The following is a 25,417-nucleotide window of genomic DNA, read 5'->3' on the forward strand; positions in this document are numbered from 1 at the left end:
GGTCCACTCTTCCCTAGTTCTGTGGTGCAGGGGCATCCGTGACGCCCGCGAGGAACAGTTCGGCGTCGCATCCGGGTGAGCGCTCCACGCGGCCGTCGGTGCTCATGCGCACCCACTCCACACCCCACGCCGCAGCGAGCTCCGGACCGCCGTCGAAGAACAGCGCGGTGGCGACGGCATCCGCTCTCATCGCGTCGGGCGCGAGCGCCCAGGTCGCCGCCCAGGTGCGCACGGGGAGGCCGGTTCGCGCGTCGAGCACGTGGTGCAGTCCGTCACCCCAGGCGCGTCGATTGATCGCCGAGGCGCACAGCGCCCCGTCAGCGAGGGTCACGACGCCGATCGCCTTGGTCGAATCGTAGGGATGCTCCAGCGCGACGCGGGTCTGCGCACCGCGCGCTCGCATGTCGCCACCGGCATCGACGACCAGAGCGCCGGGGACGGATGCGAGCGCCGCCACGACGAGATCGACCAGGCGTCCCTTCCCGAGCGCGCCCACATCGAGGAGCGCCGGAGCGGGGGCCTGGACGATGCGGTCGGTCCAGCTGATCCGCTCCTCCCACACCTCGGGTGCCGGTCGGGGCGCTCCGGCCACCAGCGAGTACTCCGCGTCGTACCCGAGCGCGTCGAGGCTCCGGGCGACCAGCGGGTTGACCGCGCCGCCGGTCGCACGCGACAGTTCGCGGTAGGCGTCGAGCATGGCACCGGCATCCGCCGAAGCGAGCGCGCCGCCGTCCGCTCCGAGCCGGGTCACATCGGAGTCGCTACGGAAACGAGACCACTCGCGGTCGAACCGCTCGATCTCGGCGGACACCGCCGCCCGCGATTCCGCCGTCAGCTCCGCGGTCGTCTCGATCTCCCAGCGGGTGCCGATCGCGTCGAACTGCCAGATCGCCATGAGGGGGCGCCGATCACCGGGTCAGGCTGCTGCCTGCTCCTTGATGGACTCCACGGCGTCGTTGAAGCCGCCGCTGGTGAGCGAGGATCCGGCGACGCGGCTGACATTCAGCTCGTCGATCGACTTGCCCTCGACCTCGGCGGCGATGCCGTCGATGAAGGCGCCCTGGTACTGCTCGGTCTCGCGCGCCTGCGGGTCGCCCGTGACCTCGACGTCTGTCACGACGCCGTCGGCGAGCGTGAGCGTCACCGAGATCTTCTCGACGGTCTCGGGCGTCTGGTACGAGCCGTCTGCGGTGTACGTGCCGTCGGCGTACGTGCCGGAGGCGCTGTCGGAGCCGGTGCTGGAGCTGGAGCTGGAGGGCGCCGAGCTGCTCTCACCGGAGTTCGAGGTGTCGTCTGCAGCGGGGGTGCCGGAGCAGCCTGCCAAGACGAAGAGCCCTGCGATTCCGACGAGGGCGGAACCCTTGCGGACAGAGGTCGGTACGGTCGTGCGGATCATGAGGGTCCTCCCGGCTCGATGAGAGACAACTGTATGCCTGTGAATCGACCGTAGGGAGTCGGCCTATGCGCGGGCTGTGGGAGGACTATGCGGGTGCTAGGCGTCGCCGCCGAACATGCTCGTCACCGAGCCGTCCTCGAAGACCTCGTGGATCGCGCGCGCCAGCAGTGGCGCGATCGGGAGGATCGTGAGGCCGTCCCAGCGACGTGACTCGGTCAGCGGGATCGTGTCGGTGATGACGACCTCGTCGATGGACGAGTCCTGCAGACGCTCGGATGCCGGGTCGCTGAAGATCGCGTGCGTCGCCGCGACGATGACCCGGTGGGCCCCTGCTGCCTTGAGCGCCTGCGCGGCCTTGACGATCGTTCCACCGGTGTCGATCATGTCGTCGACGAGCAGGCAGGTGCGTCCTTCGACCGTTCCCACGATCTCGTGCACCGAGACCTGGTTCGCGACCTTCGGGTCACGGCGCTTGTGGATGATGGCCAGAGGCGCACCGAGGCTGTCCGACCAGGTGTCGGCCACGCGGACGCGGCCCATGTCCGGCGAGACGACGGTGAGGATCTCGCGGTCAGCGGGGCTCAGCGTGCGCTTGAAGTAGTCCAGCAGCACGGGCTTGGCGAACAGGTGGTCGACGGGGCCGTCGAAGAAGCCCTGGATCTGCGCGGCATGCAGGTCCACGCTCATGACGCGGTCGGCGCCGGCGGTCTTCAGCAGGTCGGCGACGAGGCGGGCGCTGATCGGCTCACGACCGCGACCCTTCTTGTCCTGGCGCGAATACGGATAGTAGGGCGCGACGACGGTGATGCGCTTGGCCGATGCGCGCTTGGCGGCATCGATCATGATCAGCGTCTCCATGAGCCACTCGTTGACAGGCTCGCCGAAGGTCTGGATCAGGAACAGATCGCAGCCGCGGATCGAGACCTCGAAGCGCGCGTAGATCTCGCCCGACGCGAAAGTGCGGTGCTCGGTCGGAGCGATCTCGGTGCCGAGCGACGCGGCGACATCGGCGAGAAGCTGCGGATGCGAGCGCCCTCCGGCGACCACCAGCCGCTTCTTGGTCTTGGCGACCAGTCCCGGCGCGATGCCGTTGTCGCGATCCAGTTCGACCGTCTTCTTCTTGCGCGCCATGTTCGCCTATTCCGCCGATCGTTCTCGGGCCGCGGCGTCCGCCGCACCCGTGCCTGCCCTGTTCTTCTCGACCCAGCCGTCGATGTTGCGCTGAGGCGCGACGGTCATGGCCAGAGCTCCGGCGGGGACGTCCTTGCGGACGACGGCACCGGCGCCGGTCTTCGCGCCAGCTCCCAGCCTAACGGGCGCGACGAGCACCGTGTGCGAGCCGGTGTGAACCTCGTCCTCGATCACCGTGCGGTGCTTGTTCACGTCGTCGTAGTTGGCCGTGATCGTGCTCGCCCCGAGGTTGACCCCGCGTCCGATCGTCGCGTCTCCGACGTACGAGAGGTGCGGAACCTTGCTGCCCTCACCGATCTCGGCGTTCTTGGTCTCGACGTAGGCGCCGATCTTGCCCTTCGCGCCCAGCACCGTGCCGGCACGCAGATACGAGAACGGTCCGACGGTGGCACCGGCACCGATCACCGAGAGCGTGGCGTCCGTGCGACGCACGCTCGCGTCCTCGCCCACCTCGCACGCGACGAGAGTGGTGTCCGGTCCGATGATCGCCCCGGCGCCGACGATCGTGGCGCGCAGGACGTGGGTGTTCGGGAGGATGGTGACGTCGGGGGCGAGCGTCACATCATCGTCGATCCACGTGGTCGCCGGATCGATGACGGTCACGCCCTCGCGCTGCCACTTGCGCACGATGCGGTCGTTGAGCACCCGGCCGGCCTCGGCGAGTTGGACGCGGTCGTTGATCCCGAAGGTCGACGCGGTGTCGATCGCGATCTCGGCGGCGACGCGGTGCTCGGCACCGCGGAGCAGCTCGATCACGGTCGTCAGGTACATCTCCCCCTGCGCGTTGTCCTGCCCGACCTGAGCGAGGTAGGTGCGCAGCTCGGGCGCCCGGAACACGTAGACGCCCGCATTGATCTCGGTGACCGCGGCCTCTTCAGGCGTGGCATCCTTCTGCTCGACGATGCGCTGCACGGTGCCGTCGGCATCGCGGATCACGCGGCCGTAGCCGCTCGGGTCATCGAGTCGGGCGCTCAGCAGGGTGGCGGCGGCCGCGGCGGCCCGGTGGCCGGCGACAAGGGCCTGGAGCGTGCTCGCCTCGAGCAGCGGAACGTCGCCCGAGAGCACGAGCACGTCGCCGTCGAAGTCCGCAGGGAGCGCGTCGATCGCGACCTGCACCGCGCGACCGGTGCCGGGCACGTCATCCTGATCGATGAAGATCGCGTCCGGGTAATCCTCGCTCAGCGCGGCGACGACCTGGTCGCGCTCATGACGCACCACGACCTCGATGTGGTCGGCCTGCAGCACGGCGGCCGTCGTGAGGACGTGCCCGACCAGCGGACGTCCGCCGATCGCATGGAGCACCTTCGGCAGGCGCGACTTCATGCGAGTGCCTTGGCCCGCTGCGAGGATGATGATGGCGAGATTGTTCTCTGTCATGCTCCGCCGCCAGGACTCGAACCTAGACCTAACAGCTCCAAAGGCTGTCGTGCTGCCATTACACCACGGCGGACCGTGCCGCCCGCGAGGGACGCCACGGGTCAATTCTGCCACGCCCGCGCTCCCCGGCCCGGCGCACCCGCGAAACCGGTGCCGTGGTCGTCATCCGCGCGAAACACGACCCCGCGAAGATGTCTCCGTGAACATCACCATCGAACGCATCGAGACCGCCACACCGGAGCTCACGGCGTTCCTGCGCGCCCACCATCAGGACATGCAAGGCACAGCGCCTCCCGAGAGCCAGCACGCACTGCCGCTCGCCGGTCTGCTGGTGCCGGGCGTACGACTCTTCGCCGCGATCGACGACGGGCGACTGCTCGCGACCGGCGCTCTCGCAACGATCGACGAGGAACACGAGGAACTGAAGTCGATGCGCACGGACCCCGCGCAGCGAGGGCGGGGACTGGCGACGGCGATGCTGTCCTTCCTGCAGGCGGACGCGGTCTCCCGCGGCATCCGCCGGATCTCGCTGGAGACGGGCAGCCAGGACTTCTTCCTCCCGGCCCGCGCACTGTACGCGCGCGCCGGATTCGTGGAGTGCGCGCCGTTCAGCAGCTACCTTCCCGATCCGCACAGCACCTTCATGACGCTCTCGCTGGTGGCAGGCGGCGGCGAGCCGCAGGGTGAGCGCACGCGATAATGGACGGATGAGCGCAACGGACGAGGTCGATCGGATCGTCGGCGCGTGGAACACGCAACGGCCCGACCTCGACTTCTCCCCTCTCGAGGTACTGTCCCGCATGGACCGCCTGTCGAGACACCTGGACCGCGCCCGACGGGATGTGTTCCGTCGCAGCGATCTCGAGCCGTGGGAATGGGACGTGCTGTCGGCACTGCGCCGCGCCGGCGCGCCCTTCCAGCTCTCCCCCAAGCAGCTGCTGCAGCAGACCCTGGTCTCCAGCGGCACCATGACCAACCGGATCGACCGTCTCGTCGGTCGTCGCTTCGTGCGCCGCGAGGCCGATCCTGACGACGGGCGCAGCGTGCTGGTGATCCTGACCGACGACGGGCGCATCCGCGTGGATGCCGCGATCACCCGCCTGGTCGATGTCGAGGCCGATCTGCTGCAGGCCCTGTCACGCGCGGACCGCGATCGACTCGCCGGGCTGCTGCGCAAGCTCAGCCTGAGCTTCGACGCGTGAACGGCGACTGCTGATGGCCATGCTCTCCCCGCTGCCGATGCGCGACGGCGTGGGGGCCACCCGCCTGCACCTGCCGATGAGCGGGGTGTGGCCGACGGTCGCCGACTACATGATCGAGCGCTTCTTCCATCTCGAGCCCGAGCAGGTGTACGAACGATTCGACCTCGGGGAGATCGTCGCCCGCGACGGCCGCCCGCTCGCGAGGGACACCCCGCTGGGCGTCGAGGAGTTCATCTGGTACTACCGCAAGCCCCCGGTCGAGACGGAGATCCCGTTCGCGGTCGAGGTGCTGCATCAGGACGCCGATCTGCTGGTGGTCGACAAGCCGCACTTCCTGCCGACCACGCCAGGTGGCAAGTATCTGCAGAACTCGGCGCTCGTACGCCTGCGCAACCTGCTCGACATCCCGGACCTGGCGCCCATCCACCGGCTCGACCGCGCCACCGCCGGGTTGTTGATGTTCTCGACACGACCGCAGAGCCGTGGTCCCTACCAGCTGATGCTCCAGAACCGTCAGGTGGAGAAGGTCTACGAAGCGGTGTCGGCGGTGCCGGAGGGGTGGGATCCCGCCGCCCCCACGCTGCGCGGGCAGTCGTTCCCGCTCGTGTACCGGAACCACATCCGCAAGGATCGCGGCGAGTTGCTCGTGCAGGTCGATGACGTGCGCGAGCCGAACGCCGAGACGCTGATCGAACTGATCGGCAGCGACGACCGGGTCGTGCACACACTGCTGCGTCCGCACACCGGCAAGATGCACCAGCTGCGCGTGCACCTGGCCGCGCTCGGCATCGGGATCCTGAACGACCCGTTCTACCCGAGGCTGCGCGGGGAACTCCCCGACGACCACGCCCGACCTTTGCAGCTCCTCGCGCGGGAACTGCGATTCATCGACCCGATCAGCGGCGAGGAGCGCGTGTTCACCACCGCGCGCTCCCTGCAGGACGCTCCCGTCAGCGGCGCATGACCTTGCGGGCGAGGCGCGTGCCGAGCAACTGCATGAAGTGCACGAAGACCACGATCAGGATGATCGCCGCCCACATCACGACCGGTTCGAACTTGCGGAAGCCGTAGATCTGGGCGAAGGCGCCGAGACCGCCACCACCCACGAGACCGGCCATGGCCGTCATGTCGATCAGCGCCACGACGATGAAGGTGTAGCCGAGGATGAGCGGTCCGAGCGATTCGGGGATCGCCACCGTGAACAGGATGCGCCAGGGCCCTGCACCCATGGCGCGCGCGGCCTCGATGACCCCCGGTGAGACCGACACGAGGTGCTGCTCGACGATGCGTCCGATCGCGAACGCAGCGGCGAGTCCGATGATGAACGCGCCGGCCGTCGTGCCGATGCCGACGCCGATCACGGCCCGCGCCAGCGGCTGGGCGACGGCCATGAAGATCACGAACGGGATCGGCCGGAAGAAGTTGACGACGAGGTTCGCGATCGCCGAGATGACGACGTTCTGCGCCAGACCGCCGGGGCGGGTCACGTAGAGGATCACGCCGATCACGAGACCGAGGATGCCACCGAGCACGAGGGCGAACGAGGTCATGTACAGGGTCTCGAGTGCTGCCGCCCAGAATTCGGGCCAGAGTTCGATCAGACGATCCATCAGCGGGCCTCCTCTCGCGCGATCTCGGTCACTTGGACGCGCTCGCCGATGGCCGCGAGGGTGCGGTCGATCGCGGCGCTCTCTCCCCGGATCGCGAGCGTGAGATGTCCGAACGCACGTCCGCGGATGTCGTTGATGCCGCCGTAGACCAGCTCGAAGTCGAGCCCGGCAGAGGCGAGGTCTAGGAAGACCTGCGCCTGCGACGAGTCGCCGTCGCGGAACGAGAACGTGACGAGGCGGCCCTGGTGCCGCTCGCGCAGCACCGAGAGCTCCGCCGGCGAGGGGACGCCCTTGACCACGGTACCCACGAACCGCTGCGACGCGGGATTCTGCGGCGCGGAGAACACGTCGAAGACGTCGCCCTGCTCGATCACGCGGCCGCCCTCCATCACGGCGACCTTGGTCGCGATGGTCTGGATCACGTCCATCTCGTGGGTGATCACGACGATCGTGATGCCCTGCTCCTCGTTGACGCGCTTGAGCAGGTCGAGCACCTCGTGCGTGGTCTGCGGGTCCAGCGCGCTGGTCGCCTCGTCGGCGAGGAGGATCGCGGGCCCTGTCGCCAGCGCACGGGCGATGCCGACGCGCTGCTTCTGCCCTCCGGAGAGCTGTTCCGGGTACGCCTTGGCCTTGTCGGAGAGGCCGACGAAGGACAGCAGTTCGGTGACGCGCGCCTCGATGTCGGGCTTCTTCCACCCCGCGAGCGTGAGCGGATACGCGATGTTCGCGCGCACGTTGCGCGAGGAGAAGAGGTTGAACTGCTGGAAGATCATGCCGATGCCGCCGCGGACCTTGCGCAGCTCGCTCTCACGGAGTGCGGTGATGTCGACGCCGTCGACCAGGATCGTGCCGCTCGTCGCCGGTTCGAGCGCATTGATCAGCCGCACGAGCGTCGACTTGCCTGCACCGGAGTAGCCGATGATGCCGAAGACATCGCCCTTCTCGATCGACAGGGTCACGTCGTCGACGGCGACGACCTCACCGTCACCCGGCGTGCGGGACGGGTAGGCCTTCGACACGTTCGTCAGGCTCACGATCGGCATGTGCTGCTCCGGTCTGGATCGGGGGGAAAGACGAATCGGGTGACGCACGACGCGCCACCCGATTCTCGCATCTGGCGGGACTGCTCCCGCCCTGCTCACTTCTGCGCTTCGGTGTCCTTCTGGACCTTCTTCAGCGACGCGACGAGGTCCTCGACCGGCGTCTGCAGCGACACCGCGGTGTCTCCCGACGACGCGAGCAGACCGGCCTGGACGGCCTCGTTGGTCTGGAAGATCTCGACGAGCTTCAGGTAGGTGGGGTTGTCCGCATCATCGGCGCGAGCCGCGAAGATGTTGACGTACGGCAGGGCGTTCGGGTCCTCCGGGTCGTCCTGCGCGATCGCGTCCTCGTACGAGAGACCGGCGTCCTCGACGAAGTCGTTGTTGATGATCGCCGCGGCCACATCCGGCAGCGACGTCGGGATCAGCGCCGCCTCGAGCGCGGTGACCTTGACCTTCGACTTGGCGGTGTCGACATCGGCGAGATCGGAGAAGATCGATCCGCCGCTCTTGAGCTCGATCAGGCCGGCCGACTGCAGCACGAGGAGTCCACGTGCCTGGTTCGACGCATCGTCGGGAACCGCGACCGTCTCGCCCTCCGGGATGCTGTCGACGTCGTCGTACTTGCTGGAGTACAGACCGAGCGGGTAGATCGCGGTCGAACCGATCGGCGTGAGGTCGGCACCCGAGTTCACGTTGTAGTCCGCGAGGTACACGATGTGCTGGAACTGGTTGAGGTCGATCTCGCCCTCGGTCAGCGCCGGGTTGGGCTGCTCGTAGGAGCCGAAGTCGACGAGTTCGACCGTGATGCCCTCTTCCGCTGCAGCGTCGACGAACGGCGCCCACTGCTCGTCGCCCTTGCCGACGACGCCGATCTTGACGACCTCGGGTGTGGTCGATTCTCCGCTGCCGGAGCCGGCCTCGGACGATGCCGTGGCGCAGCCGGCGAGGGCGACGAAGAGCGGGACCGCGGCGAGCGCGGCGATGATGGACGTGGTACGACGGGACATAGTGATGCGGGTTCCTCTCTCAGGGACTCGAATACGTTAGGCAGGCCCGGACGCAGGCGCGGAATCGGACCGTCACACAGCGTCACAGCCCGGAATACCGGTAACCGGATGCGCTCAGTCGAACTCTTCGATCCCTTGCAGACGCACCTGCTCCAGGTCGAGCCGCGCAGAGATCCTGCGCACCACGAGATCGTCCACGGTGCCGGAGCGGCGCAGCCCGAGCAGCACCTCGCGCTTGCGGTCGAGCATGGCGAGCTTCAGGCGGGTGTGCTCCTCGTGACGGATCAGCGGCGACCGCTGCATCACGTCGACATCGGCGGAGGTGGCGATCATCTGGAGCGTGTTCCCCTCGCCGCCCTCCGTCGTGGACGGCAGAGTCGCACCGCTTCCCACGTTCTCCTCGATGCCGGTGCCGGTGCCGGTGCCGAGAGGGTCCGGCTCGTCGAGCATCTCGTCGAGCGCATCCGCCTCGGCGTCGACGATCGCCTGTTCCCGCGCGAGAGCCCTCGCGTTCGCGAATTCGAGCATCATGTAACCCTCGGTGCGCACCCGATCGCGCACCTCCTGGCCGACGCCGTGCTCGGCAGCGAGGTCGTCGAGTGCCGCGAGCGCTGCTCCCGAGATGGCGCGCTCTGCCAGTTCGTACTCCTCGTCATCGGCATGGTCGACGGGGATGCGCGCCCAGCGCACGAGGGCGGGCAGGAGCGGGCCCTGCACGAGCAGGCTGAGCAGGATGACACCGGCAGTGACGAACACGATCTCGTCGCGGCCAGCGGCATCCGGCCCTTCGGCGACCGTCGCGGGCACCGACAGGGCGATCGCGAGCGATACCGCGCCGCGCATCCCGGCGACGGTGGAGACGAGACGGGCGCGGGAACGCACCCCACGCGGCGGCTGGGGCGCAGAGGAGCGCTGGAACGGCACGCTGAGCAACTGGAACAGATAGCGCACGACCAGCAGCGTCACCCACACCGCCAACGTCACCAGCACCAGGCGTCCGATCGCGGCGGCGGAGATCTCGTGCACGACGTACTGCACCTCGAGACCGATCAGCACGAACAGGGCGCCGTTGAGCAGGAAGACACCGAACGGCCAGGCCGCATCCGTCTGCCGACGCGACGAGGCGGTGGTGACGCGCGGCGAGACATAGGCCACGATGAGCCCTGCGACGACGACCGCGAGCACGCCGGACGCGTGCACGATCTCGGCGAGCAGGAAAGCGGTGAACGGGATCAGCAGGAGGGTCACGTTGATCACCATGGTCGAGGAGACACGGCTGAGAAGCAGGTACCCGAGCGCGGCGATCGCGGCGCCGGCCGCGATGCCGCCGACGTACGAGACCAGCACGGTCCAGGTGACAGACCACGGTGTGACCTGACCGCCCACGGCCAACGACACCGCGATCGCGTACAGCACCAGGGCGGTGCCGTCGTTGGTGAGGCTCTCCGCCTTCAGCTTCATAAACATGCGCCGAGGCAGCAGCCGTCCGAGGGCGGCCACGGCTGTCGCATCCGGCGGGGCGACCGCAGCGCCCAGGATGAGGGCGATCTCCCAGGGCATCCCGAACAGCACGCCGATACCCGCCACGGCGAACGCCGATGCGACGACCAGCAGGGTGCTCATCGGCAGGATGTAGCGGAAGTCACGACGGATCGCGCGCAGCGACGTGGTCAGGCTCTCCCAGAACAGCATCACCGGGAGGAACAGCAGCAGCACCGTCTCCGGCGGCAGCTGCACCTCGCGGAGCGCGGGGACGAAGCCAAGCGCGAGTCCGAAGATGACCAGCACCAGAGGCAGCGCGAGCCGGATGCGGGGCGCCAGCAGCGCCCCCGCGAGAATCGTGAGCCCGAGCAGGACTGTGACCTCGAGACCTTCCATCTGTACCTCCCGGATGCCGCAGGATCATGCCGTGCGACACCGGATGGCGTCAGGCCCCGCCCAGAGCACAGCGCATCGCACTGCCACCGTATTCCCAGGAGGGGAGGAACAACAGACCCCCTCACGGGGGGAATGGGCTCAGCCGAGCTCTTCGGTCAGCTCGAACCAGCGCACCTCGAGCTCGCCGATCTCGTCCTGCTGTGCGCTGATCGCCTTCATCCGCTCGCCCAGGCCTTCGAAGTCCGCCTGGTCGTGCTCGGCAAGAGCATGCTTGGCCTTGTCGATCTGCTGCGTGAGCTTCTCGATGCGGCGCTCCAGTGACGAGATCTCCTTCTGCGCCGAGCGCAGCGCTGCCCCGTCGAGACCTGCGGTCTTGGCCGTGTTCACCGCGGTCTGCGACTTCGCCGGCGCGGCATCCTGCAGCTGTCGCAGTCGCAGGTACTCGTCGACGCCGCCGGGAAGGTGGCGCAGCCGACCGTCGAGGATCGCGTACTGCTGATCCGTGACGCGCTCGAGGAAGTAGCGGTCGTGGCTGACCACGAGCAGTGTGCCCGACCAGGAGTCGAGGAGATCCTCGATCGCGGAGAGCATGTCGGTGTCGAGGTCGTTGGTGGGCTCATCGAGGATCAGCACGTTCGGCTGGTCGAGCAGCACCAGTAGCAGCTGCAGCCGACGCTGCTGCCCACCGGACAGGTCCTTGACCGGAGTGGAGAGCTGGGCGGAGTCGAAGCCGAGCCGTTCGAGGAGCTGACCGGGCGTGAGCTCCTGCGCCTTGGATCCCGTGCCCATGGTGTACGAGGTACGCAGTCGCGAGATCACGACGCGCACGGGCTCGCGCCGCACATCCTCGAGCTCGTCGAGACGCTGGGTGAGGGTCTTGACCTTCACGGTCGTCCCCCGCTTGACGCGGCCGACCGTGGGTTCGACGGTGCCGGAGATCAGACCGAGGAGGGTGGACTTGCCGGCGCCGTTGACGCCGAGGATACCGGTGCGCTCGCCCGGGGCGATGCGCCACTCGATGTCGCGGAGAACGACTTTGTCCTGGGTCCCCGAGCCTGTCGAAGGGTCGGCCGCGGGGTAGGTCACTCCGACGTCGAGCAGGTCGACGACGTCCTTGCCGAGACGGGAGACCGCGAGGGACTGCAACGACACCTTGTCGCGGATCTCGGGGACATCGGCGATGAGTTCGTTGGCCGCGTCGATGCGGAACTTGGGCTTGGCGGTACGCGCGGGTGCGCCGCGACGGAGCCAGGCGAGCTCCTTCTTGGCGAGGTTCTGCCGCTTCGCCTCGGTGGCGGAAGCCATGCGATCGCGCTCGACGCGCTGCAGGATATATGCCGCATATCCGCCCTCGAAGGGCTCGACGATGCGGTCGTGCACTTCCCAGGTCTCGGTGCAGATCTCGTCGAGGAACCAGCGATCGTGGGTCACGACCATGAGCGCACCCGAGTTCGGCGACCAGCGCTTCTTCAGGTGCCCGGCGAGCCACGTGATGGCTTCGACATCGAGGTGGTTGGTCGGCTCGTCGAGCGCGATCACGTCCCAGTCCCCGGTGAGCAGCTTGGCCAGTGAGACCCGACGGCGCTGTCCACCGCTGAGCGAGCCGATCTCGGCATCCCACGGCAGATCACGGAGCAGGCCGTCGATCACGTCACGGACGCGCGGATCCCCCGCCCACTCGTATTCCGGGGTGTCACCGACGACCGCCGCACTGATCGTGAGGTCGTCACTGAGGGTGTCGGCCTGGGACAGCACCCCGATCGTGGTGCCGCCGCGCACGGTCACGCGTCCGGAGTTGGGCTCCTTGAGGCCGGCGAGCATCCCGAGCAGGCTCGACTTGCCGTCGCCGTTGCGCCCGACGATGCCGATCCGGTCCCCCTCCTCGATCCCGAGGGTCACGGAGTCGAAGACGACCCTGGTCGGATATTCGAGATGAAGGGACTCTGCCCCGAGAAGATGTGCCATGTCACTCCCCAGGGTAGTCGCGTCGGACTGGGCATTCGTTGCAGGAGCCCGGACCGATGCCCAGGGCTCCCGCATACGTCGGCAACGTCGTCAGGTGCGGCGCGCGCGAGCCTTCACCACCAGCCCGACACCCGCACCGAGCAGCAGCAGCGCTCCGGCGACGAGCACCACGTCGATCTCGGCGCCCGTGTCCGGCAAGTGCGCGGACGCCGCCGCCCCTTCCCCTGCGGACCGGGCGACGATGGTGGTGGTGTCCCAGCCGAGGAGCGCACCATCGCCCCCATAGACGGCGATCCGGTGCGCGCCGAGCGTGGCGTCCTCCGAGATCATGACAGTGACGGTGCCTTCGGCCGAGACGGTGCGCTCTCCGAGTGCGACCGGGGTGGAGAACAGATACACGTACACTCGCTGTCCGACATACTCGCTCCCGACCGTGACGACAGCAGTCTCCCCCCGCACGAGGGAGTCGGGAACGGTCACGGTTCCGCGAGCTTCTTCTGTCAGGTCATCGTCGGACGGGCCTCCTTGTCCAGGCTCCTCCCCCGTCGATGCGACGGTGAGGGTCGCGGCATCCGTGATCGCTTCGCCGGCGGCGTTCCGGAACACCGCTCGGTATTGCGTGCCGGTCGCCGACACTCGCGCGCCGGTCACGACATAGGCCGTGCCCGTCGCATCCGGGATCGCAACCCAGTCCGCGGAGCTCGAAAGCCGGGATTGCCACTGCACGGTGGGAGCGGGAACGCCCGTCGCAGCCGCGGCGAAGCTCGCATCCCCTCCCTCATCCACCTGCACATCGGCCGGGTGCGATCCGACCTGCGGCGCCGCCATCGCCGGCACCGAAGGCAGCTCTGTGCCAGGGACCGTCGTGCCGGGCGCGGCGTAGATGAACCGCAGCCCGCGACTGAAGGATGCTCCGATCACCGACAGATGCGTCTCGTCCTCGAACACGTGCCCGCCGAGCTCCAGCCCTGCGTAGCCGCGATCCGCCAGCGTCGTCGCGAAGCTCGTCATGTCACTCGTCATCGGAAAACCGGTGGTGGTCTCCTCCAGCGATCCGACCGAGAGGAACACGCGCGCGTCGAGTGCGTCGTGCTCGGCAGCGTACTCGTTCTCGGCATCGAGGATCGTGTGCTCATCCCACCAGAGCGACGGACTCGCGATCACGAAACGCTGGAACAGTCCCTCGTTGTGCAGCAGCGTGTAGGTCGCGAAAAGACCGCCGAAGGAGTGGCCCATGAGCGCACGATCGCCCGCATCGACGTGGAAGTCCCCTTCGATCCGCGGCACCAGTTCGTCTCGGAGGAACGAGAGGAACTCCGGTGCCCCGCCGGAGGGAGTCGCCACGCCGATGTCGGTCGGAGTCAGATCGAGGGTGCGAGGAACGCCAGAGGCCGCGAAACCCTGACCGGGGTTGTCATACCCGATGCCGACCACGACCGTGCCGGGGGCATTCAGCCGTGCCGTCTCGACCGCGATTCCGAACTCGGCGTTGGCGTCGGTGACATAGAGCACACGGTACGCCGACCCGCTCTCGCTGTAGCCGGCGGGGAGCGCCACCGAGATCTTGTAGGTGCGGTCATCCTCCGAGGTCATCATCCACGTCTTCACGTCGCGGATGAACGGGTCAGGCTCATCCGCGACGACGGCAGTGCGAGCGGATGCAGAGACCGGTGCAGGCGCCGCAGTGGCCTCCTGCCCGCTCGCGTGGGCGCCGGCCCAACCGGCCGTGATCAGCGTCGTGGCTGCGGCGAGAGAGACGAGGGCCCTGACGCCGCGCCCTCCCCGAAAGTCATACGGCATGAGACATCCCTCTCGTCGGTCGATCAGTGATCCTCACGGTAGGACGGGCGGCGGGGCCATCCCATGTGCGCTCACCCCATCAGCGAAGGGCCGCGATGTGCGGATAGCCTGCGCCGGCTCACGGTGACGGGAGCGGTCGTCGTCGAGACCATCTTCGATTGTCGGTGGTCGGTGGTGAACTGTCCTCATGACCGACCTGCTCGATGCGAACGACTCTCAGATGGCGATGCTCGCCGATCTGGTCGCCGGGCTGCAGGCTGCGGAAGAGACCATCAGCGGAATGCTGGCCGCGCGAGACGGCATGCTCGCGATGGCGTCTCGCCTGGCGATCGACATCGCCAGGCAGGCGAACCATCCCGACTACGGCGATATGGCGACGCGCGCAGTCGCCGCCGAGATCGGTGCCGCACAACGCGTGAGCGATCGCACGATCGAACGTCGGATGGCAGCTGCGTCTCGTCTTGTGACCGATCTGCCGGACGTGTGGGCGGCGCAGGGTGCCGGGCGCATCACTGCGGCGCATACGCGGGTCATCGTCGAGGCGAGCGCGCATCTCGATGATCCCCGCGATCGGGCGGCGTACGCGGATGCGGTCCTCGTGATCGCAGAGGCTGAGTCGCCGAACCGTCTGCGTCGCCATGCGCGCAGGATCGCTGAGCAGTACCAGCCACGGTCGCTGACTGCGCGCCATCGCGACGCGCGCGACAACCGACGCGTCTGGGTGAACGACCTCGATGACGGGATGTCCGAGCTGGGCGTGCACGGGCCGTCGACGCTGATCCACGGCATGTACGACCGCCTATCGCAGATCGCGCACCGCGTACACGAAGGCAATGCCCGTGCCGCGAAGGAGCGGAAGTCGACGCCTCGTGACACTCGGACGGACGAGCGGACGGTCGAGCCCGCCGACGAACGGACGGTTGACCAGCTTCGGGCAGATCTGCTCGCAGATCTCGTGCTCACGGGCGCGCCGACGGGGCATGATTCGGAGGACGCGCTGTGGGACTCCATCCATGCGCGCGTGGAGGTGACCGTGCCGGTCATGACGTTGATCGACGCGCGCGGAGCGCACACCGACCTGCCGCCGGCCGAGCTCGACGGTCGCTGCCCGATCGATACCGGCACCGCGCGCAGACTCGCCGGGGAGGCGATCGGGTGGGAACGGGTTCTGACCCATCCGATCAGCGGAGCGTTGCTCGCCGTCGACCGATATCGACCGGGCGATCAACTGAAACGACATCTTCGGGCGAGGGATCAGCGCTGCCGATTCCCGGCGTGCGGTCTTGCGGCCCGCACATGCGATATCGACCACAACCATGCGGCGGCCGAGGGCGGGCCGACCTGCGAAGACAATCTCGCGCACTTCTGCCGCCGACATCACATGATGAAGCATCACTCCCGCTGGCAGGTGGAGCAGAAGGTCGGCGGAGTCCTCGAGTGGAGAAGCCCGACGGGCGAGGCGTACGTCGACCGGCCGCCAGCACAGAACACGGTGCGGTTCACACCAGCCGAGTTCGAGACCACCGAGTTCGAGACCACCGAATCGGCGCTCGTGCCGTTCTGAGAACCTCCGGGGAGGCGGTCTCCCGCTGCTCCCGCCCGACCTAAACTCGACGGGTGTCATGGAATCGCCGGGTGTTCTCGCTCTCACTGGACAATCGCAAGGCGAAGCTGGTGCAGTCCAGAAGGCGACCCGGTCGCTACGAGCTCAGCGTCGATGGAATTCCGCAGTCCGTCGTCTCGATGACCGAGCCCACCGACCTTGAGTATGCCTACACCCGGCACATCGCCCGCGCGATGGATGCCGCTGCGGAGCCCGGTGCGCCGCTGTTCACCGTGCATCTGGGAGCCGGAGCACTCACGCTGGCACGCTACGTCGAGGCCACGCGACCCGGATCACCTCAACTCGTGGTCGAGTTCGAGCCCACGCTCTACGCCGCTGTGATCGCCGCACTGCCGCTGCCTCCCGGTTCTGATCTGCGCGTCATCTTCGGCGATGCGCGAGCGGTCGCAGACGCGGATCTTCCGGACGAGAAGCCGATGCCGTCATCCCCCTCCCGCGAGTGGGTGGACGCGCGCTTCACCGTCGTCGATCTGTGGGATGCCGCCGTCATCCGGCATCGTGTGGCCAGCCAGGAGTTCTACCGCCGGATCGCCGCGCGCTCCGCAGCAACGGGAGTCGTCGCGGTGAACCTGCTCGATGGGCATCCGTTCGAGTACTCACGACGACAGGCGGCGACCCTGAGCTCCGTGTTCGAGCACGTCGCCATCGTCTTCGACGCCGAACCGGAAGATGATGAAGGGCCGCTCGGCAACGTCGTCATCTTCGCGAGCGATGAGCCGCTGGACATCGTGACGACGCCCGATCTCCTCGGCACACCACGACCTCACTACCTCCACGACGGCCCCCTGAACTCGTGGATCGCTGACGCGCGCATCATGACCGACGCCGACGGAACCGACTCCCCCGACCCCGACGACCCGATCTGGAACTAGCGCCCGCTCGGCGTCCTCCCCCGCACGCGAACGAGCCGCCCGGGACCCGAGGGTCCGGACGGCTCGTCCTCCGCGAAGCACAGGCCTCGCGGGTCATTCACTGCTTACTGGAACGACTTCACGATCTCGAGGAGGCTGGGCACGTTGGCGTATGCCTCGAGTGCGTTCTCCTTCGTGACGATGATCGGGTCGAGCAGGTATGCCGGCACGACCTTGACGCCGTTGTCGTACGACTCGGTGTCGTTGACGTCGACCTCTTCGCCCTTCTGGAGCTGGCCGACCATCTTGATGGACTGCTCGACGAGGAGCGTGGTGTCCTTGTTGATCGTGGAGTACTGGATGCCCTCCATGATCGACTTGACCGACTCGACCTCGGAGTCCTGACCGGTGACGACCGGGACGTCCTTGCCCGCACCCTGCACCGACGTGATGATGGCGCGAGCGAGGGTGTCGTTCGGGGACAGGACGCCGTCGAGCGTCTCCGAGCTGTACGTCGACGTCAGCAGGGAGTCCATGCGACGCTGAGCGTTCTCCGCCTTCCAGCCCTCGGTCGCCGTCTGGGCGATCTCGGTCTGGCCGGAGACGACCTTCAGGGTGCCGTCGTCGATCTTCGGCTGGAGGATGCTCATCGCGCCGTCGAAGAACACGGCGGAGTTCGCGTCATCCGGGGAACCGGAGAACAGCTCGATGTTGTACGGAGCGTCGTGACCTGCACGCTCGGCGAGACCGTCGAGCAGAGCCTGGCCCTGGAGCTCACCGACACGGAAGTTGTCGAACGCGACGTAGTAGTCGACAGCGTCGGTGTTCTCGATCAGACGGTCGTACGCGATGACGGTGACGCCGGCGTCGCGGGCTGCCTCGACCTGCGTCGCGAGCTGCTTGCCGTCCTTCGCGCCGATGATGATGACCTTCGCACCACCGGTGACCATGGCCTGGATCTGGTTCTGCTGCTCGGCGACCGTGTTGCTGGCCGGTGCGTACTGCACGTCTGCCTTGAAGCCGGCCTTCTCGAGACCGTCCGTGAACAGCTGACCGGCGAGGACCCAGTTCTCCGAGGTCTTGTCCGGGAGTGCGACACCGATCGTGGCGTCAGCGGCGAAGCCCTTGGTGGTCTCCTCCCCCGACCCGGAGCCGGTGTCACCGCCGCGCTCCGAGGAGCAGCCGGTGAGGGCGAATGCGCCCGCGACGACAAGCGCTGTCGCCGACAGAAGAATCTTCTTCATGTGATCTCTTTCTCTGGTGTGTGAAGGTCTCGTCGCGCGTGCGGCACGCAGCTCGACCCCTACTTTCCGCGCGTCTCGTCGACGGCGGGGGCTTCGTACTTCTGACCCGTGGGGTAGTTCGCCTTCGGGTCGAAGGTGGCGAGCGCCGGATCCTCCTTGCGGCCGAAGCGGCGCGTGAGGAATCCGATGATCGACGGGCGACCCTGCTGCTTGTTCCAGACGTCGACGCCGACCGCGAACAGGAGCACGAGGCCCTTGATCATCGAGACCACGTCGGCTCCGGCGCCCAGCAGCGCGAGTCCGTTGTTGAGGAACGCCATCACGAGACCACCGATGATCGATCCGATGACGGTACCGATACCACCCGAGACGGCGGCACCACCGATGAAGACCGAGGCGATCGCGTCGAGTTCCCAGCCGTTGCCGTCCTGCGGACCGGAGGCCGTGGCGCGGGCCACGTAGATCATCCCGGCGAGCGAGGCCAGCACCGACATGTTCATCATGACGAAGAAGTCGACCCAGCGGTCCTTCACGCCCGACAGGCGTGCGGCCTGGCGGTTGCCACCGACGGCGTAGATGTGGCGGCCGAACACCGTGTTGTTGGTGATGAACGTGTAGAGGATCACCAGCAGCAGCAGGATCACACCCGAGATCGGGAAGCTCGTGCCCTCACGCCCGGTGGCGAACAGCCAGCCGGCGACCAGGATGACGACCGAGATCAGCACGACCTTGGTGATGCTCACCCAGCGGGGCGCCATGTCGGAGCCCATCTTGGCCTGCGCGCGGCGGGTGCGGATCTCCGAGATGACGATCCAGAGCACACCGACCAGGGCGAGGACCATGGTGAGCACGTTGAACGGAACGGGGATGAACGACAGCTCCGGCAGGTAGCCGGCGCCGATGACCTTGAACCCCTGCGGGACCGGGATCGACTGCGAGTCGCCGACCCACTGGTTCGCGCCGCGGAAGAAGAGCATGCCCGCCAGCGTCACGATGAACGCCGGCACCCCGACATAGGCGACCCAGAATCCCTGCCAGGCGCCGACCAGCACGCCCACGCCGAGACCGAGGAGGATGGCCAGCGGCCAAGGCAGATTCCAGTCCGCCATCGCCTTGGCGACGATGATGCCGGTGAACGCCGCGACCGACCCGACCGACAGGTCGATGTGCCCCATGATGATGACCATCACCATTCCGATCGCGAGGATCAGGATGTAGGAGTACTGGTTGACGACGTTGATCAGGTTGCCCGAGGAGAGCGTGAGTCCCTGACCTTTGAAGATCCAGGTCAGCACCTGGAAGACGACCAGGATGACGACGAGGCTGCCGAGGATGCCGAACTGGCGGAGCGTCGACTGTCCGCCGCCGAACATCTTGGTGATGTCCTTGAAGTGGAAGCCGCGCTTCGCGGTCGTGAGATCGGTGGTCATGCGGATGCTTTCTGGGTCGCGGAGGTCATGCTGCGCATGAGGGCCTCGGGTGTCGCCTGTTCGGCCGGGATGCAGTCGGTGACCCGACCTTCGAAGACGGTGTAGATGCGGTCGGAGATGCCGAGGAGTTCGGGCAGCTCGCTGGAGATGACGATGACGCCCTTGCCCTGCGACGCGAGCTCGTTGATGATCGCGTAGATCTCGTACTTCGCTCCGACGTCGATGCCACGCGTGGGCTCATCGAGGATGAGCAGGTCGGGATCGGTGAACATCCACTTGGCCAGCACGACCTTCTGCTGGTTACCACCCGACAGCTTGCCGACGCCCTCCTCCACGGAGGGGGTCTTGATGCGCAGCGCCTTGCGGTACTGCTCGGCGATCGCGTACTCGGCACGAGGGTCGACGACACCGCGACGCGCGATCTTCGAGAGCTTCGCGGAGACGGTCGCACGCTTGATGGTGTCGAGGAGGTTGAGGCCGAGCACCTTGCGGTCCTCGCTCACGTACGCCAGGCCGTGCTTGATCGCCGCGGCGACATCCGGCAGCGCGATCTCCTGGCCGTCCTTGGTCATGGTCCCCGACAGGTAGGTGCCGTAGGAGCGGCCGAAGATGCTCATGGCGAACTCGGTGCGGCCCGCGCCCATGAGACCGGCGATGCCGACGACCTCGCCACGGCGCACATTGAGGTTCGAGCCCTTCACGACCATCCGCTCGGAGACGGTCGGGTGCTGCACCCACCAGTCCTTGACCTCGAAGAACACCTCGCCGATCTCGGGAGTGCGATCCGGGTAGCGGCTCTCAAGCGACCGTCCGACCATGCCCCGGATGATGCGGTCCTCGTTGATCTCGCCGCGCGAGATGTCGAGCGTCTCGACCGTGCGGCCGTCGCGGATGATCGTGATCTCGTCGGCGATCTGCTCGATCTCGTTCAGCTTGTGGCTGATCATGATCGACGCGATCCCCTTGGCCTTGAGGCCGAGGATCAGATCCAGCAGGTGCTGCGAGTCGTTCTCGTTGAGCGCGGCGGTCGGCTCGTCGAGGATCAGGAGCTTGACGTCCTTGTTCAGCGCCTTGGCGATCTCGATCAGCTGCTGCTTGCCGACGCCGAGCGTCTTGATCTGGGCATCGGGATCCTCGTTCAGCCCGACGCGGGCCAGCAGCTCGATCGCGCGCTGCTTCTGCGCCTGCCAGTCGATGCGGCCGAAGTGGCGGATCTCGTTGCCGAGGAAGATGTTCTCGGTGACCGAGAGCTCCGGGATCAGCGCGAGCTCCTGGTGGATGATCGCGATGCCGGCCTGCTCGCTGGCCGCGATGTCGCGGAACCGCTGCTCCTCGCCGTACAACAGGATCTCGCCGTCGTAGCTCCCGTACGGGTACACGCCGGACAGGACCTTCATCAGGGTGGACTTGCCCGCGCCGTTCTCGCCGCAGATGGCATGGATCTCGCCGGCGCGCACGGTGATCGACACCTCGGAGAGGGCCTTCACTCCCGGGAATTCCTTGGTGATGCTGCGCATCTCCAGGATCGGGCCTGACACGGTCGGCAACGTTGCTGTGGTGCTCACGGATCTTCCTCGCGACGTGCGGTCACCTTCGATGTGACCGTTCACATTTGTAACATCGTGCAATGGGGACGGGACGCTGTCAAGTCCGGACGGCGATTTCGTGTCGTTACCGTGACCCTGACGACTCGCGCAGGCGCAGCGTCGTCTGCAGGGGGCCGAACGCCGGCACCTGCTCACCGCGGATCTGCGCGAGCAGGATCTTGACGGCCCTGCGCCCCAACTCGGGGAAGTCCTGGTGCACGGTCGTCAGGGTGGGCGCGACATGAGCGGCCACTGGCACGTCGTCGAACCCGACGACGCTGACATCCTCGGGCACGCGGATGCCCGTGTCGCGGAACCCGTGCAACAGCCCGATCGCCATCAGGTCGTTGGCCGCGAACACCGCGGTGAAGTCTCGCCTTCGGGAGAGCTCCTGGCCGGCGAAGTACCCGAAGTCCGCGGACCAGTCGCCGCGGATCGGCGGGAACGTGGGCAGGTCGGCCTCGCGCAGCGCATCGAGATACCCGCGCATCCTCGACTCCGCCTCGATCCAGTCCTGCGGTCCGGCCAGGTGCAGGATGTCGCTGTGCCCGAGTCCGATCAGGTGCTCGGTCGCCGCTCGCGCTCCCGCCACCTGATCGGCGGAGAGGCTGACCCCGTCCGACCCCGACGCGGTCTGCAGGCTGACGAAGGGCAGCGACACGGCCATCCCCCGCAGCACATGGAAGACACGCACCTGCGGCGCCAGCACGACGATCCCATCGACCTGTTCCCTGGTCAGCTGGCGGACCGCGTTGCCGATCGCCTCCGGTGTGGTCGCGGCGAGGTTGAGCGTCGAGACCGAATAGCCCTCCTCGCGCGCCGCGTCCTCGATGCTCGCGATGGACGATGTGGGACCGAACTCGCCGATCGTCGCCGAGAGGATCCCCAGCATGTTCGACTTGCTGGTCACCAGCGCTCTGGCCGCGAGATTCGGGCGATAGTCCAGCACCTCGATCGCGTCGAGGACCTTGGCCTTGGTCTCCGGGCGGATGCTGGCATGATCGTTCAGCACGCGCGAGACGGTCTGATGAGACACACCCGCGAGCCGTGCGACGTCGCGGATGCTCGGCATCCGGGCACGCTCAGAGGCGCTGGACATCGCAGCCTCCTTGCATGTGCACGGTCACATCGTTACTTCATTATGTACGCAGGCGCCGCACACCGCACGCCGAGGCCGCGAAAGGGAGGAAACGCTCCCGACTAGCACATCGAAAAGAGAAACCCGGCGTGACCCGGCTGTTGTCGCTAGAATGACATTACCCAGCGGGCTTCCACAGCCCCGCACCCGATGAACGCTCGCCTGAGGAGGGACTCAACTTCGTCCTGGCCGGCCGTCGAGCGTATGGCGACAGGACAAAGCCATGAGCTCCCCCAGAAGAGCGTCTATGACCCTCACCGCCGGAATGATCCTCTGCGCAGGCATTCTCGCGGCCACCCTCACCACCACCGACCCCGAGTGGTGGGAACTGTACTTCAGTCGTCTCGGCATGACCGACGATCTTTCGGCGACCCTCTTCAACGGCGGCCTGATCGCCGCAGGTGTGGTCATCACCGCATCGGCGGCGATGATGCGGATCTGGCTCATCAGCACGCCGCTGATCGCCGAGCCCAAGCACCGTCACGCCGCTCGCGTCGTGCCGTTCTTCGTGGCGACGCTCGGCATCAGCCTTGGCGCGATCGGCGTGTTCCCGCTGTCGGTCGACAAGGCAGCCCACGACAACGCGTCGATGTTCATGCTCGCGTCGTTCGCCTGCCTGCTGATCGTCCACCGCATCTTCCTTCGCCAGCTCTCTCCCCGACTCACGCGCCTCGCCGCCATCTCCGGCGTGACGATGGTCGGGAGCATGGCGGCGATGACGCTCGGCTGGATCAACCTCACCCTGTTCGAAGCGATCGGATTCACCGTGATCCTGACGTGGGTGCACCTGCTCGAAGTCCAACTCCGGAGCCTCGCGCCCGCCATCGCCTGGAAACCTTCAGCAAACTCACAGCGATTTTCTTTGTCCCCCATTTGGGGGACAAGCAATGTGGCGCTATTGTCGATTCAGTAGCTGGGGCTACCAGGCGGAGCATCTGGGGTGCGAAGCCGAACGCAGTGAGGCAGAGCAGCCACGTCCCTTGTGGCGAGCACCCTCTCGAGTACCGGTTGGGGAACCGGATGACTCGAGAGGGGCTGCCCGCTCCGACTCCCTAAGACCGTCAGACGATGATGCGAGCGCCCGGCACCGGGCCGTGCACATGCAGCGCTTCCTGCCCTGAGCGCCGCAACGCCGTCTGCACATCCTGTGCGGTCTCGGGGTCGGCGCACAGGAGCGCGATCGTGGGACCGGAGCCCGAGACGATGCCCTGCAGCGCGCCGGCACGGATGCCGATGTCGATCGTCTGCGCCAGATCGGGGCGCTCGGAGAATGCTGCCGCCTGCAGATCGTTGTACAGCGTGTCCGCCAGCTGTGCAGGGTCACCGGAGCGCAGGGCCTGGAGCACCGGGATCGGCACATCGAGCGACATCGGCGGATCGTCGGCGAGAGCGCCCTCCTCCTCGCGCAGCGTATCGAGCCGCCCGTAGACCACCGGCGTCGAGAGGCCGTGCTCGCTGGTCACGAGCACCCAGTCGAACCGACCGCGCGCCAGAGCGGGGTTGAGTTGATCGCCCCGTCCCGTGCCGACGGCGGTGCCGCCGTGCAGCGCGAACGGCACGTCCGCACCGAGTCGAGACGCGAGTTCATGCATGCGCGCGGCAGACAGGCCGGTGCCCCACAGCGCATCGCACGCGACGAGCGCAGCGGCGGCGTCGGCCGATCCACCGCCCATGCCCCCCGCGACCGGGACGCGCTTGCGGATCTCCAATGAGACCCCGCCCCGATATTCGGTCGCCGCGGCGAGGAGCTTCGCGGCCCGCATCGCCAAGTTGCGGTCGTCCAACGGCACGTCATCGACGTCATCGACGCCCGAGACCGTGAGCGAGAAGTCATCCGCGTGGCGGGCGATCACGTCCTCGTAGAGCGACACCGCCTGGAAGACCGTCGCGAGTGCGTGATAGCCGTCGTCATGGCGGCCGCCGACCCCGAGGTAGACGTTGATCTTCCCCGGCGCGCGCACATGCACGGACTCGGTCGACGCGGAAAGGCTCATGATCGGATACCCGTCACAGCTCCGAGGACTTCGCCCACAGGTTGACATCGATGGCGCCGGAGAGCTCGTCGATACGCGCGAGCTCCTCGCTCGTGAACGCGGGCCCGTTCACCGCCGCGATGTTCTCATCCAGTTGCGAGGGACGCGAGGCGCCGATCAACGCCGAGGCGACGACCGGGTTGCGCAGCGTCCACTGCAGCGCGAGCTGGGCCAGGGACTGACCGCGCTCGCGAGCGACGTCGTTGAGCGACCGCAGCGTCTGCACGGCTGCATCGGTCAGAGGTCCGTCTGGCAGCGATCCGCGCTGCTGCGCGCGGTCGGCGGTACCGTCACCGAGATACTTGTCGGTCAGCAGCCCCTGAGCCAGCGGAGTGAAGGCGATCGCTCCCAGACCGTGCGCCTGCAGGGTGTCGGTCAACCCGTCCTCGACCCAGCGGTTGAGGATCGAGTACGCGGGCTGGTGGATGACGAGAGGCGTGCCGAGCTCCGTGGCGACCGCGACCGCCTCCTCGGTGCGCTCGGCGCTGTACGAGGAGATGCCGACGTAGAGGGCTTTGCCCTGGCGGACCAGGGTGTCGAGCGCTGCCACGGTCTCGGCGATCGGTGTGACGGGGTCGACGCGGTGCGAGTAGAAGATGTCGACGTAGTCGAGTCCCATGCGGGTCAGCGACTGCTCGGCGCTCGCGAGGATGTACTTGCGGCTCGCGAAGTCGCCGTAGGGGCCGGGCCACATGTCCCACCCGGCCTTGGACGAGATGATGAGCTCGTCCCGGTAGGGGCGCAGATCTTCGGCGAAGATGCGCCCGAAGTTCTTCTCCGCCGAACCGTAGGGCGGTCCGTAGTTGTTCGCCAGGTCGAAGTGGGTGATCCCGCGGTCGAAAGCATGGCGCAGCAGCGCACGCTGGTTGTCGAGCGGGATGTTGTCACCGAAGTTCCACCAGAGCCCGAGCGAGATGGGCGGCAGGTACAGACCCGACGACCCGACCTGGCGGTAGGCGAACTGCTGGTAGCGGCTCTCGTCCGCAGCGTACGGACGGTGGAGCTCTGGGACATCGGGGCTGAAGCGCGAAGACTCGGTCAC

General features: G+C 67.4%; 22 protein-coding genes and 1 tRNA gene. 6 read left to right on the forward strand and 17 right to left on the reverse strand.

All coding sequences use genetic code 11. The annotated features are described in order from the left end of the window. Positions 1–13 precede the first annotated feature (13 nt). The 5 genes from MRBLWO12_RS09195 to MRBLWO12_RS09215 form a co-directional block, all read right to left on the reverse strand. The gene (locus tag MRBLWO12_RS09195; protein WP_363554752.1) at positions 14–895 is read right to left on the reverse strand and encodes an FAD:protein FMN transferase; all 882 of its coding nucleotides are present in this window, start codon (positions 893–895) and stop codon (positions 14–16) included. Between the two features lie 21 nt (positions 896–916). Further along, positions 917–1,396, reverse strand: coding sequence for an FMN-binding protein (locus tag MRBLWO12_RS09200; RefSeq protein WP_363554754.1), 480 nt, complete (start codon positions 1,394–1,396; stop codon positions 917–919). A gap of 96 nt (positions 1,397–1,492) precedes the next feature. Next, complete coding sequence (locus MRBLWO12_RS09205) at positions 1,493–2,527, reverse strand: ribose-phosphate diphosphokinase (protein WP_141871258.1); 1,035 nt, start codon at positions 2,525–2,527, stop codon at positions 1,493–1,495. A gap of 6 nt (positions 2,528–2,533) precedes the next feature. Then, on the reverse strand, positions 2,534–3,964 hold the full coding sequence (gene glmU / locus MRBLWO12_RS09210) for a bifunctional UDP-N-acetylglucosamine diphosphorylase/glucosamine-1-phosphate N-acetyltransferase GlmU (protein WP_363554755.1): 1,431 nt from the start codon (positions 3,962–3,964) through the stop codon (positions 2,534–2,536). Position 3,965: 1 nt separating this feature from the next. Continuing rightward, positions 3,966–4,037: transfer RNA gene (locus tag MRBLWO12_RS09215), tRNA-Gln, on the reverse strand. A 126-nt stretch (positions 4,038–4,163) separates the two neighbouring features. On the opposite strand from MRBLWO12_RS09215, the gene MRBLWO12_RS09220 reads away from it, so the two are divergent. The 3 genes from MRBLWO12_RS09220 to MRBLWO12_RS09230 are packed head-to-tail and all read left to right on the forward strand — an operon-like array spanning position 4,164 to position 6,130. Further along, positions 4,164–4,664, forward strand: a complete 501-nt coding sequence (locus MRBLWO12_RS09220) for a GNAT family N-acetyltransferase (RefSeq protein ID WP_363554757.1) — start codon at positions 4,164–4,166, stop codon at positions 4,662–4,664. Positions 4,665–4,671: 7 nt separating this feature from the next. After that, the gene (locus tag MRBLWO12_RS09225) at positions 4,672–5,166 is read left to right on the forward strand and encodes a MarR family winged helix-turn-helix transcriptional regulator (protein WP_363554759.1); all 495 of its coding nucleotides are present in this window, start codon (positions 4,672–4,674) and stop codon (positions 5,164–5,166) included. A 19-nt stretch (positions 5,167–5,185) separates the two neighbouring features. Then, a complete protein-coding gene (locus MRBLWO12_RS09230) occupies positions 5,186–6,130 on the forward strand; it encodes a pseudouridine synthase (RefSeq protein ID WP_363558575.1) in 945 nt (314 codons plus the stop codon). Here MRBLWO12_RS09230 and MRBLWO12_RS09235 read toward each other — a convergent pair. The 6 genes from MRBLWO12_RS09235 to MRBLWO12_RS09260 form a co-directional block, all read right to left on the reverse strand. After that, positions 6,117–6,776 (reverse strand): methionine ABC transporter permease, encoded by a 660-nt coding sequence (locus MRBLWO12_RS09235; RefSeq protein WP_363554761.1) that lies wholly within the window; start codon positions 6,774–6,776, stop codon positions 6,117–6,119. The genes MRBLWO12_RS09230 and MRBLWO12_RS09235 overlap by 14 nt on opposite strands. Then, positions 6,776–7,819, reverse strand: coding sequence for a methionine ABC transporter ATP-binding protein (locus MRBLWO12_RS09240; RefSeq protein WP_363554763.1), 1,044 nt, complete (start codon positions 7,817–7,819; stop codon positions 6,776–6,778). The genes MRBLWO12_RS09235 and MRBLWO12_RS09240 overlap by 1 nt, the downstream gene beginning before the upstream one ends. A 95-nt stretch (positions 7,820–7,914) precedes the next feature. After that, a complete protein-coding gene (locus tag MRBLWO12_RS09245) occupies positions 7,915–8,826 on the reverse strand; it encodes a MetQ/NlpA family ABC transporter substrate-binding protein (protein WP_363554765.1) in 912 nt (303 codons plus the stop codon). 114 nt (positions 8,827–8,940) lie between these two features. Beyond that, positions 8,941–10,704 carry a Na+/H+ antiporter gene (locus MRBLWO12_RS09250; protein WP_363554767.1) on the reverse strand — a complete coding sequence of 588 codons (1,764 nt, stop codon included), beginning with the start codon at positions 10,702–10,704 and terminating at the stop codon, positions 8,941–8,943. Between the two features lie 138 nt (positions 10,705–10,842). Next, a complete protein-coding gene (locus MRBLWO12_RS09255; RefSeq protein WP_363554769.1) occupies positions 10,843–12,669 on the reverse strand; it encodes an ABC-F family ATP-binding cassette domain-containing protein in 1,827 nt (608 codons plus the stop codon). Positions 12,670–12,759: 90 nt separating this feature from the next. After that, complete coding sequence (locus MRBLWO12_RS09260) at positions 12,760–14,469, reverse strand: alpha/beta hydrolase-fold protein (RefSeq protein ID WP_363554771.1); 1,710 nt, start codon at positions 14,467–14,469, stop codon at positions 12,760–12,762. Positions 14,470–14,656: 187 nt separating this feature from the next. Between MRBLWO12_RS09260 and MRBLWO12_RS09265 the strand changes: the two genes are divergently transcribed. Then, on the forward strand, positions 14,657–16,033 hold the full coding sequence (locus MRBLWO12_RS09265; protein ID WP_363554773.1) for an HNH endonuclease signature motif containing protein: 1,377 nt from the start codon (positions 14,657–14,659) through the stop codon (positions 16,031–16,033). Between the two features lie 53 nt (positions 16,034–16,086). Next, the gene (locus MRBLWO12_RS09270) at positions 16,087–16,965 is read left to right on the forward strand and encodes a spermidine synthase (RefSeq protein ID WP_363554774.1); all 879 of its coding nucleotides are present in this window, start codon (positions 16,087–16,089) and stop codon (positions 16,963–16,965) included. Positions 16,966–17,069: 104 nt separating this feature from the next. Here the strand turns inward: MRBLWO12_RS09270 and MRBLWO12_RS09275 are convergent, their stop codons facing one another. From MRBLWO12_RS09275 to MRBLWO12_RS09290, 4 genes are all read right to left on the reverse strand, one after another. After that, positions 17,070–18,188 carry a sugar-binding protein gene (locus MRBLWO12_RS09275; RefSeq protein ID WP_363554776.1) on the reverse strand — a complete coding sequence of 373 codons (1,119 nt, stop codon included), beginning with the start codon at positions 18,186–18,188 and terminating at the stop codon, positions 17,070–17,072. A 59-nt stretch (positions 18,189–18,247) separates the two neighbouring features. Continuing rightward, positions 18,248–19,618, reverse strand: a complete 1,371-nt coding sequence (gene mmsB, locus MRBLWO12_RS09280) for a multiple monosaccharide ABC transporter permease (protein ID WP_363554778.1) — start codon at positions 19,616–19,618, stop codon at positions 18,248–18,250. Beyond that, the gene (gene mmsA / locus MRBLWO12_RS09285) at positions 19,615–21,135 is read right to left on the reverse strand and encodes a multiple monosaccharide ABC transporter ATP-binding protein (protein ID WP_363558577.1); all 1,521 of its coding nucleotides are present in this window, start codon (positions 21,133–21,135) and stop codon (positions 19,615–19,617) included. Before mmsA ends, mmsB begins: the two co-directional genes overlap by 4 nt. A 154-nt stretch (positions 21,136–21,289) precedes the next feature. Then, on the reverse strand, positions 21,290–22,303 hold the full coding sequence (locus tag MRBLWO12_RS09290; protein ID WP_363554780.1) for a LacI family DNA-binding transcriptional regulator: 1,014 nt from the start codon (positions 22,301–22,303) through the stop codon (positions 21,290–21,292). A 286-nt stretch (positions 22,304–22,589) separates the two neighbouring features. Here MRBLWO12_RS09290 and MRBLWO12_RS09295 point away from each other — a divergent pair, with 286 nt between their 5' ends. Then, positions 22,590–23,255, forward strand: a complete 666-nt coding sequence (locus MRBLWO12_RS09295; RefSeq protein ID WP_363554782.1) for a DUF998 domain-containing protein — start codon at positions 22,590–22,592, stop codon at positions 23,253–23,255. 148 nt (positions 23,256–23,403) lie between these two features. On the opposite strand, the gene MRBLWO12_RS09300 is transcribed toward MRBLWO12_RS09295, so the two are convergent. After that, positions 23,404–24,336: a 4-(cytidine 5'-diphospho)-2-C-methyl-D-erythritol kinase gene (locus MRBLWO12_RS09300; RefSeq protein WP_363554784.1), complete on the reverse strand. Its 933-nt coding sequence runs from the start codon at positions 24,334–24,336 to the stop codon at positions 23,404–23,406. Positions 24,337–24,349: 13 nt separating this feature from the next. Continuing rightward, positions 24,350–25,417, reverse strand: a complete 1,068-nt coding sequence (mgrA, locus tag MRBLWO12_RS09305) for an L-glyceraldehyde 3-phosphate reductase (protein ID WP_363554786.1) — start codon at positions 25,415–25,417, stop codon at positions 24,350–24,352.

The sequence above is a fragment of the Microbacterium sp. LWO12-1.2 genome, from assembly GCF_040675875.1.
GTDB lineage: Bacteria > Actinomycetota > Actinomycetes > Actinomycetales > Microbacteriaceae > Microbacterium.